General features: G+C 48.8%; 9 protein-coding genes. 7 read left to right on the top strand and 2 right to left on the bottom strand.

Going from position 1 to position 18,238, the window contains the following annotated elements; translation table 11 throughout:
- Positions 1 to 23 precede the first annotated feature (23 nt).
- Genes recC through recD form a run of 3 tightly spaced genes read left to right on the top strand, consistent with a single transcriptional unit; the run spans position 24 to position 8,819 of the window.
- Positions 24 to 3,452: an exodeoxyribonuclease V subunit gamma gene (recC, locus tag MKR94_RS11820; RefSeq protein WP_241647091.1), complete on the top strand. Its 3,429-nt coding sequence runs from the start codon at positions 24 to 26 to the stop codon at positions 3,450 to 3,452.
- Entirely contained in the window at positions 3,449 to 6,997 is a 3,549-nt protein-coding gene (recB, locus tag MKR94_RS11815) for an exodeoxyribonuclease V subunit beta (protein ID WP_241647090.1), read from the top strand. The genes recC and recB overlap by 4 nt, the downstream gene beginning before the upstream one ends.
- On the top strand, positions 6,984 to 8,819 hold the full coding sequence (gene recD / locus MKR94_RS11810) for an exodeoxyribonuclease V subunit alpha (protein WP_241647089.1): 1,836 nt from the start codon (positions 6,984 to 6,986) through the stop codon (positions 8,817 to 8,819). The genes recB and recD overlap by 14 nt, the downstream gene beginning before the upstream one ends.
- Positions 8,820 to 8,835: 16 nt before the next feature.
- On the opposite strand, the gene argA is transcribed toward recD, so the two are convergent.
- On the bottom strand, positions 8,836 to 10,224 hold the full coding sequence (argA, locus tag MKR94_RS11805) for an amino-acid N-acetyltransferase (protein ID WP_241647088.1): 1,389 nt from the start codon (positions 10,222 to 10,224) through the stop codon (positions 8,836 to 8,838).
- A 54-nt stretch (positions 10,225 to 10,278) separates the two neighbouring features.
- Here argA and MKR94_RS11800 point away from each other — a divergent pair, with 54 nt between their 5' ends.
- Positions 10,279 to 11,499, top strand: coding sequence for an N-acetylmuramoyl-L-alanine amidase (locus MKR94_RS11800; RefSeq protein WP_241647087.1), 1,221 nt, complete (start codon positions 10,279 to 10,281; stop codon positions 11,497 to 11,499).
- Positions 11,500 to 11,540: 41 nt separating this feature from the next.
- Here the strand turns inward: MKR94_RS11800 and potE are convergent, their stop codons facing one another.
- A complete protein-coding gene (gene potE, locus MKR94_RS11795) occupies positions 11,541 to 12,863 on the bottom strand; it encodes a putrescine-ornithine antiporter (protein WP_241647086.1) in 1,323 nt (440 codons plus the stop codon).
- 451 nt (positions 12,864 to 13,314) lie between these two features.
- Here potE and adiA point away from each other — a divergent pair, with 451 nt between their 5' ends.
- The 3 genes from adiA (at position 13,315) to argS (ending at position 18,120) form a co-directional block, all read left to right on the top strand.
- Positions 13,315 to 15,597, top strand: a complete 2,283-nt coding sequence (adiA, locus tag MKR94_RS11790) for an arginine decarboxylase (protein ID WP_241647085.1) — start codon at positions 13,315 to 13,317, stop codon at positions 15,595 to 15,597.
- 273 nt (positions 15,598 to 15,870) lie between these two features.
- Complete coding sequence (argR, locus tag MKR94_RS11785) at positions 15,871 to 16,344, top strand: transcriptional regulator ArgR (RefSeq protein WP_241647084.1); 474 nt, start codon at positions 15,871 to 15,873, stop codon at positions 16,342 to 16,344.
- 33 nt (positions 16,345 to 16,377) lie between these two features.
- Positions 16,378 to 18,120, top strand: a complete 1,743-nt coding sequence (gene argS / locus MKR94_RS11780) for an arginine--tRNA ligase (protein WP_241647083.1) — start codon at positions 16,378 to 16,380, stop codon at positions 18,118 to 18,120.
- Positions 18,121 to 18,238: the final 118 nt, after the last annotated feature.

The following is an 18,238-nucleotide window of genomic DNA, read 5'->3' as shown; positions in this document are numbered from 1 at the left end:
AGGATGTGGGAAAAGAGGTCACTATGTTTCGAGTTTGGCATTCAAATCGTCTTGATTTATTAAAAGATCTGGTCACCTCAATAATGGAGAATGACCCACTGCCTGATCCTTTAGAGCAGGAAGTGGTGTTAGTGCAAAGTCCAGGCATGGCGCAATGGCTACAGATGGAATTAGCCTCTGGCTTCCAATCGCGCATTGCTGCCAACATCAGCTTCCCGTTGCCGGCGACCTTTATTTGGCAGATGTTTGTCGCGGTATTACCTAATATTCCTGCTGAAAGTGCTTTCACCAAAAGCGCGATGAGTTGGAAACTGATGCACCTGATGCCTTCCTTACGCGAGGAGCCAGCCTTCCAGGTATTGAGTGATTACCTTGCCGAGGAGGGTGATCCACGTAAGCTCTACCAACTCTGTGCCCAAGTTGCCGACCTTTTTGACCACTACCTCGTTTATCGTCCCGACTGGTTGGCGTTATGGCAGCAAGGGGAGCGAGTCGCCGAATTAGGCAGTGCCCAAGAATGGCAAGCGCCACTTTGGCAAGCTTTAGTTAATTATACGGCGCAGATCGGCCAACCTGAATGGCATCGTGCTAATCTCTATCAACGATTTATTCAGCGTCTCGCGCACGATACGCTTGATGCGGTGTTACCTAAACGCGTATTTATTTGTGGGATCTCCTCCTTACCGCCTATCTATCTGCAGGCGCTTGAAGCCTTAGGCCGACACTGTGAAATCCACCTACTTTTTACCAATCCCTGCCAACACTATTGGGGAGATATTCAAGATCGAGCATTTCTTGCTCGACTGCTGACTCGGCGACGTAAGGTCTATGCACTGAAACAGCAACAGTGGCAGGAAACGGGGGAGCAGCGGCCTTTATTTAAAGCACCAGAGATGGCGCCACAGCTTTTCAGCGAGGCGGGGGAACAGGCGCTTCCTAATCCTTTGCTGGCCTCATGGGGACGGCAAGGGCGTGATAATCTCTATCTGCTTGCGCAGATGGAAAGTGTGAATGATGAGATCCATGCCTTTGTGGAGAGCGAGCCTACCCATCTGCTTTCGCAGTTGCAGCAAGACATTCTGCTGCTGGAAGATCATTCGGTAGTTGGACTGAATGCTGAACAGTTTATGACGAGCACGACTAAACGCCCCATGGCGCACGATGATCGCTCAATCACCGTTAGCAGTTGTCATAATGCACAGCGTGAAGTTGAGGTACTGCGGGACTACCTTCTTACGCTGCTCGATCAGGATACTCAGCTCAGTCCACGCGATATCATCGTGATGGTTGCCGATATCGATAGTTATACCCCCTATATTCAAGCGGCTTTCTCAAGAGCGAACAATGACGCTTATTTGCCTTTTTCTATCTCGGACCGCAGTGCCAGTCACGCCCATCCGGTGATTCAAGCCTTTATTCAGTTACTGATGCTACCTGATAGTCGCTTTACCTCAGAACAGGTCTTGTCACTTCTCGAAGTGCCCGCGCTGGCGGAACGCTTTGCTATTACGGAAGAACAGCTACAGCGCCTGCGTCATTGGGTTGTAGAATCGGGCATACGTTGGGGCTTAGATGACGAAAGCGTCGCCAATCTGGCACTTCCCGTCACGGGTCAACATACTTGGCAGTTCGGGATCCAGCGTATGTTACTCGGGGTCGCTATGGACAGTACGCTAGGCGATTGGCAAGGTATATTGCCGTTCGATGAAAGTGCAGGCTTAATGGGGGAGTTGGCCGGTCAATTGGCAGAGTTTCTCGCGGCGCTTAGTGAATGGCGTGAACGACTTACCCAATCTTATACGCTGGAAGAGTGGTTACCCTATTGTCGTCAATTAACTGAACGTTTTTTTATTGGCGATGCGGAGAGCCAAGCGGCCTTGGAAGTGATTCACGAACAGTGGCGTAAGGTGATCCAAGAAGGGATTACGGCACAGTATACGCAACCTATCCCGATGACACTCTTACGTGATGAATTACGTGGTAGGCTTGAACAACAGCGTATTAGTCAGCGATTCTTAGCGGGGCAGGTGAACTTCTGTACGTTAATGCCGATGCGTTCCATTCCTTTTAAAGTAGTCTGTCTGTTGGGAATGAATGATGGGGTCTACCCGCGCACTTTACTGCCTTCGGGATTTGATCTCATGCCCAAGCAACCGCGAAAAGGGGATAGAAACCGCCGAGATGATGACCGCTATCTGTTCCTAGAAGCCCTTACCTCGGCACAGGACTATTTTTATGTCAGCTATGTCGGGCGATCGATACAAGACAATCAGCCTCGCCTTGCTTCGGTCTTGGTCACGGAGTTGTTGGAATATATCGGGCAGAGTTTTTACCTCGAGGGTGATGCGCAGTGTGATGTTGATGAGAGCGCGCGGCGTATCCAGCAACATCTGGTTTTAGCCCAAGCCCGTACCCCATTTTCGAGTGAAAATTTCAGTGAACAGAATCCTTGGCACTCCTTTGCCCAGCAATGGACCGCGGCGGCAAACCGTGAAGGGACACCACAGCCGCTCTTTTCACAGCCGTTAGCGCCTTGTGTACCGGAAGAGCTCACTCTTAATACCTTTGCCAGTTTTTGGCGGCACCCGATTCGTGCCTGGTTTACTCGGCGCTTAGGCGTCTATTTCCAGCGTGAAGAGGTGGGCCTGCCGGAGAGCGAACCCTTTATTCATGATAATCTCACTCGGTATCAGCTTAATCAGCGATTGCTTAATACCTTGATCGAACAACAGCCCGCTGAGAAGCTCTATCGCCATTATCGTTTATCAGGGCAATTGCCTTATGGGGCTTACGGCCGACTTATCTGGCAGCGCCAATGCGCGGAGATGGAGAAAATTGCCGATACGGTGGTGGCCCAACGCCATGCCACCCATAGCCTTGAAGTGGATCTGATGCTACTGGAAACCCGGGTTGTGGGATGGTTGCCTCAGGTCCAGGCCGATGGCTTACTGCGCTGGCGCCCCGGTAAGCTCAATCTAACTGATGGATTACTGTTATGGATTGAACATCTTTTCTATTGTGCGATGGGCGGCCAGGGAACCAGCCGATTATATGGTCGGGACGAGACCAGCTGGCGTTTTTTACCGCTGCCTATCGGTCAGGCGAAGGCAGAACTGGAAAGAATGATGCAGGGCTATTACCAAGGCATGGCCGAGCCACTCTGGTTATTAAAAGAGAGTGGCGGTGGATGGTTACAAGCTAGCTTACTTAAAAATAGCCAACCTCCGGTCATTGATTGGCAGGAAAGTACGCAAAGCCGCGCCTTGCAACGACTGCATAGCGCATGGCACGAAGGCTATTTGATGGATGGAGAGGGAAGCGATCCCTACCTACAACGTTTAGCGCCACAATTAACCGCCGAACAGGTGACGGCCATTTGTCAGCAAGCTGAGTGTTGGTATTTACCGGTTTTACAGGCCCATAGCCCAGAGACTTCGGAGGAAGTAGCATGAGTCATCCTTCATCATCAAGGATTTTGGATCCCTTTATGCTCCCACTCCAGGGGCAACGATTGATTGAAGCCTCCGCGGGAACAGGCAAAACCTTCACCCTTGCCATCCTTTATTTACGGCTGTTGTTAGGATTAGGCAAAGATAACGCGTGGTCGCGATTATTATCGGTGGAAGAAATTTTAGTGGTGACCTTTACCGAAGCAGCCACTGAAGAGCTTCGGGGACGTATACGTGACAATATCCATCAGTTACGTATTGCCTGTATTCGGGGTCATTCCGACCATCCGGTAATGGGCCAACTGTTGGCGGAAATCGACGATAAAGCGCAAGCCGCGATGATTCTGTTATTAGCCGAAAGGCAGATGGATGAATCGGCGATTTATACGATTCATGGCTTTTGTCAGCGGATGCTCAATCTTAATGCCTTCGAGTCGGGGATGTTGTTCCAACAACAGCTTTTGGAAGATGAACAACAACTGTTACGGCAAGCGGCAGAGGATTTTTGGCGGCGCTATTGCTATCCGTTAGAGGAGGCGATAGCTCAAGAGGTTATGGCGCTGTTTAGTGGCCCTGAGCATCTTCTTCACTCCGTTAAAGCATGGTTGCAGGGCGATATCCCGCAACTAAAACGCCCACAGCCTATGCAAGAGTTAACTGCCTGTCATCATGAGAATTGCCGTCGGATCCTGGCGATGAAACAGCAATGGCGTGAGGTCTCTGCCGAGGTCTATCAGTGGGTAATGGACTCTGATGTCGATAAACGCAGTTATTCTTCGTTACATGTGCCTAACTGGATCAATGCCATAACACTCTGGGCAGAAAGTGACGATACCGGTTATCAGCTTCCGCAGAAAGAGCTGGAAAAATTTGGCCAAGCACAGTTAGTCGCCAAAACCAAAAAAGGGCGAGCGCCTCAACAGCCGATTTTCGAGGCGATAGACCATTTTCTTGCGACCCCCATCTCGCTGTATGAGCCGCTGGTAACCTTAGCGCTACATGATATCCGCGCAAACCTACAGCAAGAGAAGGAGCGCTATGCGCTACTCAGTTTCGACGATCTTTTAACCAAGCTTGATCGGGGTCTTCAAACTCCACAGGGTGAAACGCTTGCTGAGGCGATCCGGCAGCGTTATCCGGTCGCCATGGTGGATGAATTCCAAGATACCGATCCGACTCAATACCGGATTTTTAGCCGTATTTACGCGCAACCCTCCGACACGGCTTTGCTGCTTATTGGCGATCCTAAGCAGGCGATCTATGCGTTTCGTGGCGCAGATATTTTTACCTACATTAAAGCCCGGGATGAGGTTACGGATCACTATTCGCTGCATACTAACTGGCGATCTTCCCCTGGAATGGTCGAAACCGTTAATCGACTCTTTCAACGGGTAGAATATCCCTTCCTTTTTGCCGATATTCCTTTTTTACCGGTCGCCTCTGCCCCGAGCAATCAGTCCCTCAGTGTATGGCGAGAGGGTAAACAGCAACCGGCGATGCGCTGGTGGCTCAAGGAGGGCGAGGGGTGCAATGTCTCGGACTATCAGCAGACGATGGCGCAGTATTGCGCTAATGATATCGCGCAATGGCTGACAGCCGGTCAGCAGCAGCAGGCTTGGTTAGTCAGAGGTGAGACACGCCGCAGCGTCAGTGCCGCGGATATTACGGTGCTGGTACGGAGTCGTCGTGAAGCAAGCTTAATCCGCGATGCGTTGCAACATCTCGGTATTGCATCGGTGTATCTCTCGAGTCGCGATAGCGTCTACCAGACGGTCGAGGCACAAGAGTTGCTCTGGGTTTTAGACGCCATTTTACATCCTCAGCAAGAGTCACTCTTACGCACTGCGTTAGCCACTCAGCTACTCGGTTATTCAGCGGTTCAAATCGAAGCGCTGAACCATGACAGTGGCCAATGGGATGCGCTGACCGATCAGTTTACTGAATGGCAGCAGCAATGGCGTAAATTCGGCTTCTTACCGATGTTTCGGCAAATATTGCACGATTACGGTCTAGCGGAAAATGTGTTGTCGAGCACGCGTGGCGAACGGCGCCTGACAGATTTAATGCACGTCAGTGAACTATTGCAAACGGCCTCTGCTGAACATGATACCCCCCATGGCTTACTGCGTTTCTTCGCTCAGCAAGTGGATCAACCGGATGATAATGCCCGTAGCCAGCAATTACGTTTAGAGAGCGATCGCGATCTTGTGCAAATCGTCACAATCCACAAGTCCAAAGGCTTAGAGTATCCGCTTGTTTGGTTGCCTTTCATTGCGAGCTATCGAGAAACGAAGCAACCACTTTACCACGACCGCGAACATTTCTCGGCGGTGCTCGATTTGCAGGGAGATGAAGAGAGCCTAGCGCTAGCGGAAGAAGAACGGCTGGCAGAGGATTTACGCTTGCTCTACGTAGCCTTAACGCGTGCGATTTGGCACTGCAGTATTGGTATTGCACCGTTATTCTATCGTAAACGTAAATATCTAGGGCCTACTGAGCTGGAGCACAGTGCTATAGGCTATTTGGTACAACAAGGTAACGCCGCAACCGCAGAACAGTTGGCGGAGGCGTTGGCAACGATGGCGGACAGTGAGTGTGAAGTCGTGCTAGCAAGTGACTCGCCCTCTACCCCCTATCAAACCGAGGCTGTAGACTCGACAGAGGTCACGGCGAAAGTCTTACAGCGATCACTCCAGGATAATTGGCGTGTCACCAGTTATTCCGCCTTGACGCATCATGCCAGCAGTCGGCAGTTGTATGTGCCAGGGTTTGATGTCGAAGTGATTACTGAGAGGAGTGACGAGCTTTCGCCGCTGTCGACGGTACATCAATTTCCGAAAGGTGCCGCCCCCGGTACTTTTTTACATCACCTTTTCGAAAATCTGGATTTTAGCGCATGCCCAGACGTACAGTGGGTAACAGAACAGTTAGTCGCTTGGGGCTATGAAGAGGCGTGGGCGCCAGTGGTGCAGGGGTGGATCGCGCGCGTTTTAGCGCAACAACTCCCCGGCGCCGAAACATCGCTGTCGACGATCAGCCGCAGCGATCGTTTGATCGAAATGGAGTTTTGGATCCCGGTCGAACAGCCACTGAATGCCACCCGGCTGGATACCTGTATTAAGCGTTTTGATCCTTTGTCAGCACAGGCGGCGAATCTGATTTTCTCGGAAGTTCAAGGAATGTTGAAGGGCTTTATCGATCTTGTGTTTCGTTGGCAGGGGAAATATTACATTGCCGATTACAAATCGAATTGGCTAGGCGGTGACAGTCAGGCCTATACCCAACAGGCTATGGAAGGGGCGATGGTTGAGCATCGCTATGACTTCCAATATCAATTGTATACCTTAGCCTTACACCGCTATTTGCGCCATCGTCTACCTCATTACGATTATGAACAGCACTTCGGGGGGGTCTATTACCTCTTTTTACGGGGAATGGCTGATGATCTCCCTGGAAATGGTATCTATTACACACGCCCCCCCGCTGCATTGATCGAACAGTTAGACCGTTTATTCAGCCAAGAGGAAGAGTTCAATGCATCCTATTGATGAGGTGATTGCCTACGCTCACGCCACACAGTTGTTTCGTTCAGTTGATCTGCAATTTGCTCGACTGCTGTGTGAGGGCGATCGGCCAGACTATTTCCTGGCAGCGGCTTGCGTTAGCGCCAGTGCCGGTGAGGGGCATGTCTGTCTGCCGTTGGCTGCATTAACCCCGGACGCCTTATGGACAGGGGCGCAGCGGATAGCCGCTCAGCAACTCTGGCAATTATGCCAAGCACCGGAGAACGCGCAGGGGTGGCAGGGCCAGCTTGCCGCATGGTCCGCGCTCTCCTCGGCGACGCAGATAGGGCCATTGTGTTTAGTCGATCAGCAGCTTTACCTTCAGCGAGCGTGGCACCAAGAGCAACAGGTCGCGACGTTCTTTAACGCATTGCCGGAACAGCAGTTAAAGGATGAAGAGCAGGCGCGACACATCCTCGATCAATTATTCGGATCGTCAGCGCGTAATGATCAAAAAGTGGCTGCTGCGGTCGCCTTGACGGCGCGTCACGCGATCATTTCAGGCGGACCGGGGACTGGCAAAACGACCACGGTAGCCAAACTGTTGGCGGCGATGATCCAGTTAAGCCCGTCAAAGTTACGGATCCAAATGGCGGCACCGACAGGAAAAGCGGCGGCGCGATTAACCGAATCATTGGGCAAGGCATTGCTTGCCTTAGAGGTTGATGAAACGGTTCGCCAATGTTTTCCTCGAGAAGCAACCACCCTTCACCGTTTATTGGGGGCGCAAGCGACAACACGGCAGCTGCGTTATCATGCGCACAACCCGCTCCATCTGGATATTTTGATCGTTGATGAAGCCTCGATGGTCGATCTGACCATGATGGCGAACTTGATTGCCGCACTCCCTGAACAGGCACGGGTTATTTTCTTGGGTGACCGCGACCAACTTGCTTCCGTTGAGGCGGGGGCGGTTCTCGGGGATATCTGCCGCTGTGCGGAGTATGGTTTTAGTGTGGCGCGTGCAGCGCAGTTATCACGCCTTACCGGTTGTACCGTTGACGGTGCAGAGTCGCCGCAAGCCCCTCAATTGCGGGATAATATTTGCCTACTGAAACATAGCTATCGATTCGATGCGAAATCTGGAATTGGTCAGCTTGCGAGGGCGGTCAATCAAGGTGAGACCTCACAGACACAAGCGCTGTTAAGTGCGGATCTTGCTGATATCCATTGGCGTGGATTGGCCGATGAGGGCGACTGGCGAACCTTATTGCATGAAGTCTGTGAAGGGTACCAGCCGTTTTTAACCTCGATTGCACGGGGGGATACGCCGCAACAAATTGTTGCACAATTTTCACATTACCAGCTGCTCTGTGCCCTTCGCGAAGGCGCTTTCGGGGTCAAAGGGCTAAACCAGAGTATTGAGACCGCCTTACGGCAACGGGGACTGCTCTCTGTCTCTTCGCAACAAGATTATGTTGGACGACCAATAATGATCACTCGTAACGACAGTGGACTCGGATTATTTAATGGTGATGTAGGGATTACCTTATTGGATAGCGACCAGCAGCTAAAAGTGTACTTTCAACTGCCGGATGGTGAACTCCGTGCGGTACAGCCTTCACGGTTACCTGCCCATGAAACGGCTTGGGCGATGACCGTGCATAAATCACAAGGATCTGAATTTACCCATACCGCACTGGTGTTACCCCGCCAGTTTAGCCCTGTCCTCTCACGTGAACTAATTTATACCGCGATTACTCGAGCGAAATCGCAGTTAACGCTGTATGGCGAGGCGGTAATTCTTAATCGAGCCATCCTGAATCAGACTTCCCGCCGTAGTGGACTTACCGCCGCCCTGCGCTAAGGCGGCGATAGGTATTTTACTGATTAAGGTTAAGCATTAAGATTTTAGAACGACGTTGATAATTGTAGAGTTTCTGCTTACTTTCTGGCAGGAATTCGATATTGACCGGCTGGAAGCCTCGTTCTTGGAACCAGTGAATACTCCGTGTCGTCAGTACGAAAAGTTTTTCTAAACCAGACTGCTTCGCTTGCTGGCTCACTTGTTGAAGTAACACATCGCCCCGAGAAGAGCTGCGGTAATCGGGGTGTACTGCTACGCAGGCCATCTCGCCAATTTTCTCATCCTCGAAGGGATAGAGGGCAGCACAGGCAATCGTTAATTGATCGCGTACGACAACCGTAAACTTATCGATCTCCATCTCGAGTTGTTCACGGGACCGTCTAACCAAAATACCTTGTTGTTCAAGGGGACGTATAAGATCCAAAATGCCGCCAATATCGTCAATCGTCGCCTTACGCACTTGCTCGGCAGAGGCCATCACCACTTGTGTACCTATCCCTTCACGGGAAAAAAGCTCTTGCAGTAACGCACCGTCTTCTAGGTAGCTAATCAGATGGCTACCCGGCACGCCACTTTTGCAAGCTTGCATCGCACCGCGTAAAAAACGCACGGTACCAGACAGATAATCGCCAGCAGATTCGTATTGTTCAATCCGTTGCTGGGCTTGGTCTGGGAACATCTCTGAGATAATTTTTCCTTCTTCATCGGGAACACCTTGCTCTGAGCAAAAGCCAATCATTTTCGCAGCATTAAGCTTGATGGCGACTTGGGTCGCGATCTCTTCAGAAGTCAGATTGAAACTTTCACCGGTTACTGAGACGGCGACTGGACCGATCAGAACGATAGCGCCGGTATCCAATTGCTGATTGATTGCTTGATAATCGATACGACGAATACGCCCAGAGTGGCAGTAATCGACGCCATCGTCGACACCTAGAGGCTGAGCGATAATAAAGTTACCGCTCACTACATTGATATGGGCATTTTGCAGGGGAGTGTTGCCCAAACTCATGGAAAGGCGGGCAGTGATATCTAATTGCAATCTACCCGCCGCTTGTTTGACTAACTCCAAGGATTGCGCATCGGTAACCCGAGTATATTTATGATAAGTTGGCTCAATATTATGCTCGAGTAGATTTGCATCAATTTGCGGGCGTGCACCGTATACGACGACAAGACGAATACCTAAACTGTGTAGAAGACCAATATCGCTCACAATACTGAGGAAGTTTTCGTGGCAGATGGCTTCGCCACCGAGCATGATGACAAAAGTCTTGTTACGATGAGTATTGATGTAGGGGGCAGTGTGCCGAAAACCTCTAACCAGTTCAGTGCTACGTTCTGTCACAGGAACTCCAAGTGAATTTTTATTCGTTATAAGTGTATTTTTATGCTTAATAGGCATAAATTGCAAGTTGTGATTGTGATAAATTACAAACTTATCTTTAGGGAAAAGGATATGTTGTTCCAAAAAGGATCGGCCGGGTATCCACACTGGTTACCAAGCCTTGCTGTGCTTACTAGTCTCATCAGCTTATCCCCCCCGGTGCGAGGGGCGGAAGTCATGCAGTTCACGGCATCCCGGGTATGGCCTTCAACGCTCTATACCCGTCTCACCTTTGAGTCGTCGACGCTTCCTCACTATCGCTATTTTATGTTGGCATCACCACGTCGCTTGGTGATTGATATCGATGACTTTGGTCTCAGTCCCGCACTGCATAAATTAAGTCAGCAAGTTAGGGCGACAGATCCTTTTATTAGCAAAATCCGTGTGGCTAAATTCGATACTACAACCTTACGGATAGTGGTTGACCTTAAACAACCGATCAGGGCGGATATTTTTAATCTCAAGCCTGTGGCTAACTTTCAGCATCGACTCGTGGTCGATCTCTATCCGAAGTTGAAGGGTGATAACGATCCACTCAGCCTTTTTTTAGCCAATACCCCCTCTATTAACAGTCCATTTAAGCCTGACACTCCCTCCGGACAGCCCGCTCCCTTTATCGTGATGATCGATCCCGGCCATGGTGGGGAAGATCCGGGGGCGCATGGGTTACATAATACCTTAGAAAAAAACGTTGTCTTACACATCGCGCAGCGCTTAAAGAAGCTCGTCGATCAACAGCCCGGTATGGCCGCTGTCATGACGCGTAGCGATGACCATTTCGTTCCATTAGCAATGAGGGTGGCAAAAGCACAGCAGCAGAAGGCAACGATTTTTGTCTCCATACATGCCGATGCCGTGGCTAACCGGCAGGCGCGTGGGGCCTCGGTCTTTACCTTGTCAACACGGGGCGCAACCTCTGCAGCCGCCCGTTTTCTGGCTAACTCGCAAAACCAGTCAGATTTAATCGGCGGCGTTAGCCGTAGCGGGGATAGCTATCTGGACAATACGTTATTGGAGCTGATTCAACACCAAACCTTACATGACAGTGGGATACTCGGCAGCGCAGTTCTCAAGCAATTACACAAAATTAATCCGCTGCATAAGTCTAGGGTTGAACGGGCAGGGTTTGCCGTATTGAAAGCCCCAAATATCCCGTCAATTTTAGTGGAGACTGCCTTTATTAGTCATCCTGAGGAAGAGCGAAAATTAAGGACGGCTCGCTATCAACAACAGGTGGCTGAGGCGATTTTGGCTGGGATTCAGCGTTATAAAGCTAAGCACGACGAGCCATAAAAAACCGCCTCCAGCAGGGAGAGGCGGGTAGGGAGGAGGGGTTAGCGTTGAGACAGTTGGTGCTCTTTCTCACGTCCGGCAATGAAGCCATAGAAGATATAGCCGATCATCGTGATAATAGTGCCGCCGAATACCGCCTCTACCCCACAAGAGTAGACACCGTAAATGCTGTAAAGCACGGCGGCAGTACTGACGATGGAAGCAATACGGTATTCCGATGCGCTGACTTGGCTCTTCTGTAGCATCACTTGTAGACCAGTCATCGACAGTACGTAAGGCACCATGTTGATAAAGACGGCCAGATTAAGCAACATATTGAACTGTTTCAGTAAGTTTGGTGAGATAGTCATGGAAGCCAGCAACAGTTCCAAGACGAGCATAATGATCATACCCGCTATCGGCGCGTCATCCTTACTGAGTTTGCTGAAGATAGCTGGGAATAAGTGGTCATCGGCGGCAGATTTAGAGACTTGCGCGTTGGTAAACTGCCAACCTAATAGTGAACCGATACAAGCAATAACAGCCAGCCCGGTCACGACCATACCGATGGTTGGGTTAAACATTTTAGCGAAAACCAGTCCAAAGGGGGCGTTACTTGCCGCAAGCTCGGCATTGGGAATAATCCCTTGAATAACAGTGGTGGAAGCAATATAGACAATAGCCGCAAAGCCCGTACCAAATAGACATGCCAGTGGCACATTACGTTCTGGGTTTTCCACGGCATCAGAGTTGGCCCCAGCGGATTCTACCCCTAAGAAAGCCCATAAGGTCAGGGAAATACCGGATGAAATCGCACCACCGGTGGTTAAACCATGTGGATTCCAAGCAGAACTGAAGATCGCTGGGTCAAACCAGAACCAGCCAATAATCGATAAACCTGCTACCGGAATAATAATTCCCCACACCGTAATATTAGAGATACGTCCGGTGATCTTTGGACCTTTGAAGTTTGCAACCATCGTGACGATAAGGATGGCTACCACGGTAAGGAAGGTATGGACCGGCGTTTCGTTAATCCACGGGGCGAATGGCGCCATGTACCCAGTGGCGGAAACCGCAATCGCCACACAGCTGATCACTAAACAGATGTAGTAAGTGTAAGACGCGATAAAAAAGGCTGATTTACCGTGTGCTTCAGAGGCGTAAGCGGACATTCCGCCTGACCGCTTACACAAGGCACCGCAGCGGGCGAAAGTATAAGCGATACACATTGCCCCCACCACGGTAACCAGCCAAGATAAGACCGAAATCGCCCCGGTTTCCGCTAAACTGGCGGGCAGCATAATAATACCTGAGCCCATCATGTTAACGGCAACCAATACGGTTAGGTCTATTACCCCCATTTTTTTTGATTTAGTGGTCATAAACTTTCTCCTAATGTTGAAATAGTACCCTTTTGTGTTGGAATTTATATTCTTAATAGCGAATATAAATATTCATTCGTTATTAATTAAAAGGGTTTTCATGCTTTTTAAATTACGACTTAACCCCTGCTTTTGTAATTGATTAATATCAATTTAACGAGTGCTAAAATTATTTTTGGATAATTATTCATTAGGTTTTCATTAGTTTGGTTTGGACCTAAGCTCTTGTTTTATATCTATTTTAATATTTAATCTTAAGAGCTGGTTTATATTTAAAGTCATGATTACTCAATAAGTATTTAAAAATATTTTTTCGACAAAAAATAGGCTGGAATTTATTTTAAATTAGCGTTAGGTTTTTATCATCTTCCCGGTTTTAGTCCTTGGTAAATTTATTTACTGCTAAGCGAATAACCGGAGTGAATTGATTTAAAATAATAACGAGGTCTATATGTGTGACAAAAATTTTTTAGTCGCCCTACACCAGGCGAGAATGCAACAAAACAGTTTGACGCCTCTTGAAGAGACGATTGATACCATCAGCCACTTGCTGCGCAGTAAAGGTGAGCACGTTAAATTTACTCACCACTACCAAGAAGCAGCGACCTATGTCAGCTCAATGGCGCCGATTGACTGTATTATGATTGAGTGGGCTCCTTCGCAAAAAGAGGCTATTTGTCACCTCCTCAAGCAGTTAAGAGTCCGCCATGAAAAGGTCCCAGCATTTTTGCTCGTCAATACCCACGATGAAGGAAAAGCGATTCCTGCTGAAGTAATGAGTAATGTGGTTGAGACCTTTTTGGTCCTCGATGATACTACTGACTTTATTGTTGGCCGCTTGCAAGCAGCGGTGGCTCGTTACGAAAAAATCATTATGCCACCGCTGATGTCTGCCATGATGAAATACGCTAAAGAGAAAGAGTATTCCTGGTCGGCACCGGGCCACCAAGGGGGGATTGGTTTTTGTAAAACGCCTGTTGGCCGTAAGTTCTTTGACTTCTATGGTGAAAATATCTTCCGTACCGATATGGGGATTGAAAGGGCTTGCCTCGGTTCAATGCTTGATCACACTGGTGCCTTTGGAGAGAGTGAAAAATATATCGCAGAGGTCTTCGGGGCGCATCGGTCCTACTCCTTAGTGGTCGGGACATCTGGCGCGAACCGCACAATTATGCAGGCCTGCTGTACCGATAACGATATCGCGATCTGTGACCGTAATAGTCATAAATCTATCGAGCAGGGGTTGATGTTAACCGGTGTTGCGCCGGTTTATATGACGCCGACCCGTAACGCTTATGGGATTATCGGGCCCATCCCCAAAGCGCAAATGACGCGTAAAGCCATTCAACAGCGTATTGCTGATAACCCTTTTGCTAGCAAGGCGCTAAATAGCCGCCCAGTCTATAGCGTGGTCACTAACTGTACCTATGACGGGCTTATCTACAATGGTGACGCTATTCAGCAACTATTGGGTGAGAGCTGTGATCGTATCCATTACGACGAAGCGTGGTTCGGTTACTCACGCTTCAACCCGATTTATCAGCACTTCCATGCAATGCGTGGGGACAAAGCGGCGCACGGTGCCGATCAACCGACTATTTTCGCTACCCATTCTACGCATAAATTATTGAATGCATTATCACAGGCTTCTTACATCCATATGCGCGAAGGCCGGGGATCGATTAAACCCGCACAGTTCAGCCAAGCCTATATGATGCATGCGACTACTTCGCCTCTTTACTCTATCGCCGCCTCGAACGATGTGGCTGCCGCGATGATGGAGGGGAATCAGGGCATTAACCTGACAACGGAAGTGATTGAGGAGGCCGTTGAGTTCCGTCAAGCGGTAGCCCGCGCGCATCAGCAAGCAAACGCTGAGAATAGCTGGTTCTTTAAACCTTGGAATCCTGAAGTGGTGACCGATCCGCGTACTCAGCAAAGCTATGATTTCGCCGAGGCGCCACGCGATTTATTAGTTAAAGAGCAAAGCTGCTGGATGCTCAATCCTTCGGATCGCTGGCATGGTTTTGAGGGACTGGATGAGAACTGGGTAATGTTAGATCCCGTTAAAGTCAGTCTATTAACGCCGGGTTTGAATGATGACGGATCGTTACAAGAAGAAGGGGTGCCTGCTGCATTAGTGACTGCTTACCTTTCAAGTCTCGGTATTGTTCCAACGCGTACCACCGATTTCCAAGTGATGTTCTTATTCTCGATGGGGGTAACCAAAGGAAAATGGGTCACCCTAATGAACAGCTTATTGTCCTTCAAAAAACATTACGATGCGGATGCGCCATTAAGCGAGGTGTTACCGGGGCTTGTCGAGACTGACCCTGTTCTGTATGGAACAATGACGATGCAACAACTGGGTCGCCGGATGATTGCCTTCCTGAAAAAACATAATCCAAGCGACCAATTGAATAAAGCTTATTCAAGTCTTCCGCAAATGGATATGGTACCGCGCGATGCTTACACGCAACTGGTGAAAGATAATGTCGAGCTGGTCTCTATCTATGAACTTGCTGGCCGAACCGCAGCGAACTCCGTCATTCCTTATCCACCAGGAATTCCAATGCTGATGTCAGGCGAAAACTTCGGTGATCAGCACAGCCCACAAATCGCTTACTTACAAGCGCTACAAGCTTGGGATGATGCCTTCCCTGGATTCGAACACGAAACAGAAGGTGCTGAAAAAGAAGACGGTGTTTACCATGTGATGTGTGTTAAGCAATAATCGCTAAGTTATATTGAAATTATTAACATTAATTGCTCTAGGGTAATAATAATTAAGTTGTTACCCTTTTTTATTTAATAAGTGCCTGGGTTTTAATTAAGATCAAAAATTATTAGTTTAAAAATTAATAGGTGGTTTAAGTCTGCTATTTAATCTCCTTTCTTATGATTAAGGTCAATGTCATCGGTGTGTGAGGCTTCTTTTAATAATCTAGGTATTTAATAATGAGGGGGTGGTATTCATTTATGCCTATTATAAAAAGGTAATGGTTTTATGTTAAAGAAAAATAAATGTCTTGACCTAGATCGTGTATTTAAGAAGTTATTGGAAGATGAATGTATCGGTTCACAATTAGATTTTGTTGAACATTTAACACAGCAAGGTTTTGAGCATATCAATCAATCAAAAATCTCCCGAATGCTCACCAGTTATGGAGCCGTCCGAAAGCGTAATGCGCGCATGGAAATGGTCTATAGTTTACCCGCTGAACGAGGTGTGCCAACCGCTAAAACCACCCTCAAAAGTTCCGTGTTAAGTGTTGAGTACAATCAATGGATGGTGGTTATTCACACCGTTCCCGGGGCGGCTCCGCTTATTGCCCGATTACTCGATTCCTGTGGAAGAAATGATGGAATACTCGGTACTGTCGCGGGGGATGACACTATATTTACCGTCCCGGTTATGGATACCAAAATCGATGAAATCTATCAATCTGTCATGCAGATTTTAAATTCTGATGATAATTAATGCGTAATTAAAATATCTTGCGTAGAGGGAAATATGAATATATCAGCACTACTCTCAACTTATGCCCAAGAGGCTTTACAGCACCTAAAAATCACTCCGGTTGTGGCCATTACGGCTAAAGTCTCTTTACGCCCTGATTTGGCTGATTATCAAATCGACTCCATGCTTCCTCTTGCCAAAATATTGCAGATACCGCCTCGTCAATTAGCGGAGCAAGTGGCGGAGCAGATGAAAAAAAATCCCGATTTCCTTGCGATGATACAAAGCGTTGAGGTGGCTGGTGCAGGCTTTATTAATATACGGCTAAATAATAGCTGGTTATCGGAGGCGATAGCGGGAATCGCTAACGATGCACGATTGGGTGTCGCCCTGCAGGCCCCAACCCATGTTGTTATCGATTACTCATCGCCGAATGTCGCGAAAGAGATGCATGTTGGCCATTTACGCTCGACAATTATCGGCGATGCCAGTGTGCGTACACTCACGTTTCTTGGGCACAAGGTAACCAAAGTTAATCATATTGGCGATTGGGGAACGCAATTTGGCATGTTGATTGCTCACTTAGAGGAAGCGGAAAGCCATGATCAACTTTCGCTCTCGGATCTCGAAGGATTCTATCGCGAGGCGAAAAAACGTTACGATCAAGATGCTGACTTTTCTAAACGTGCCAGACAGTATGTGGTTAAGCTACAGCAAGGTGACGAGTATTGCCGCAAGATGTGGCAGCGATTAGTCGAAATCTCTATGCAACAGAATCAGCAGAACTACGATCTTTTGGGCGTCTCCCTTACGCCGGACGATATCCGGGGAGAAAGTGCTTACAATACGATGCTGCCAGAAATTATTGATGATTTATTGCAGCGCCGTATCGCACAGGAGGAGCAGGGGTCGGTTGTGGTTTATCTGGATGCTTATAAGAATAAGCAGGGTGAACCGATGGGAGTGGTGATTCGTAAGCAAGATGGTGGCTATCTCTACACCACCACGGATATTGCGTGTGCGAAGTATCGCTACCAAACTCTTAAGGCAGACCGCGTGTTGTACTATATCGATGCGCGCCAACATCAACATCTTATGATGGCTTGGGCGATCGTGCGTAAGGCCGGTTACGTGCCAGAAGACGTGGCGTTGGAGCATCATAAGTTTGGCATGATGTTGGACAAGCAAGGACAGCCTTTTAAGACGCGCGAAGGGGGAACGATAAAATTATCAGAGCTACTGGCGGAGGCGGTAAGTCGAGCGAAGCGGATTATTGAGCAGAAATCGCCCCATATTACTGGGGCTGACTTGGATGAGCTCGCGACTATTATTGGGATTGGTGCGGTTAAATATGCCGATCTCTCGAAAAATAGAACGACCGACTATATCTTTGATTGGGACAGTATGTTGAGTTTTGAAGGTAACACTGCCCCTTACATTCAGTATGCCGGGGCGCGGATTCGCTCTTTACTTGAAAAAGCTCGCCTGCAAGGATTGAGTTGGCAGGATCCTCAAGGATTAACGGTGACCTCTGACGAAGAGCGAGCCATTGCTTTAGCTATTTTACAGCTCGAAGAGCGCTTTAACTTGGTGGCGAGAGAAGGGCTGCCTAACATGATGTGTCAGTATCTTTATGAACTCGCCTCACTGTTCTCGCGTTTCTACGCGAATACCCCAATCTTAACTGAACCGGACGCAGCGAAGAGAAAAAATCGTCTCTATATCACTCAGTTAACGGGGGATGTTTTGGCACTAGGGTTATCGACCTTAGGCATTCGAGTACCAGAGAGGATGTAAAAAAAAAGCTTATCAAATTGAATTTGATAAGCTTTCTTATGTTGGTTGCGGGGGCCGGATTTGAACCGACGACCTTCGGGTTATGAGCCCGACGAGCTACCAGGCTGCTCCACCCCGC

Origin of the sequence: Rosenbergiella metrosideri (assembly GCF_022602565.1) — a bacterium.
Lineage (GTDB): Bacteria > Pseudomonadota > Gammaproteobacteria > Enterobacterales > Enterobacteriaceae > Rosenbergiella > Rosenbergiella metrosideri.
This window is presented reverse-complemented; position numbering and strand designations above follow the sequence as displayed.

Bases quoted from the DNA above. Each gene is read 5' to 3' on its own strand.
- argA (WP_241647088.1), bottom strand. From the start codon at position 10,224: ATGCCTATTAAGCATAAAAATACACTTATAACGAATAAAAATTCACTT.
- potE (WP_241647086.1), bottom strand. From the start codon at position 12,863: ATGACCACTAAATCAAAAAAAATGGGGGTAATAGACCTAACCGTATTG.
- recC (WP_241647091.1), top strand. From the start codon at position 24: ATGTTTCGAGTTTGGCATTCAAATCGTCTTGATTTATTAAAAGATCTG.
- recB (WP_241647090.1), top strand. From the start codon at position 3,449: ATGAGTCATCCTTCATCATCAAGGATTTTGGATCCCTTTATGCTCCCA.
- recD (WP_241647089.1), top strand. From the start codon at position 6,984: ATGCATCCTATTGATGAGGTGATTGCCTACGCTCACGCCACACAGTTG.
- adiA (WP_241647085.1), top strand. From the start codon at position 13,315: ATGTGTGACAAAAATTTTTTAGTCGCCCTACACCAGGCGAGAATGCAA.
- MKR94_RS11800 (WP_241647087.1), top strand. From the start codon at position 10,279: ATGTTGTTCCAAAAAGGATCGGCCGGGTATCCACACTGGTTACCAAGC.
- argR (WP_241647084.1), top strand. From the start codon at position 15,871: ATGTTAAAGAAAAATAAATGTCTTGACCTAGATCGTGTATTTAAGAAG.
- argS (WP_241647083.1), top strand. From the start codon at position 16,378: ATGAATATATCAGCACTACTCTCAACTTATGCCCAAGAGGCTTTACAG.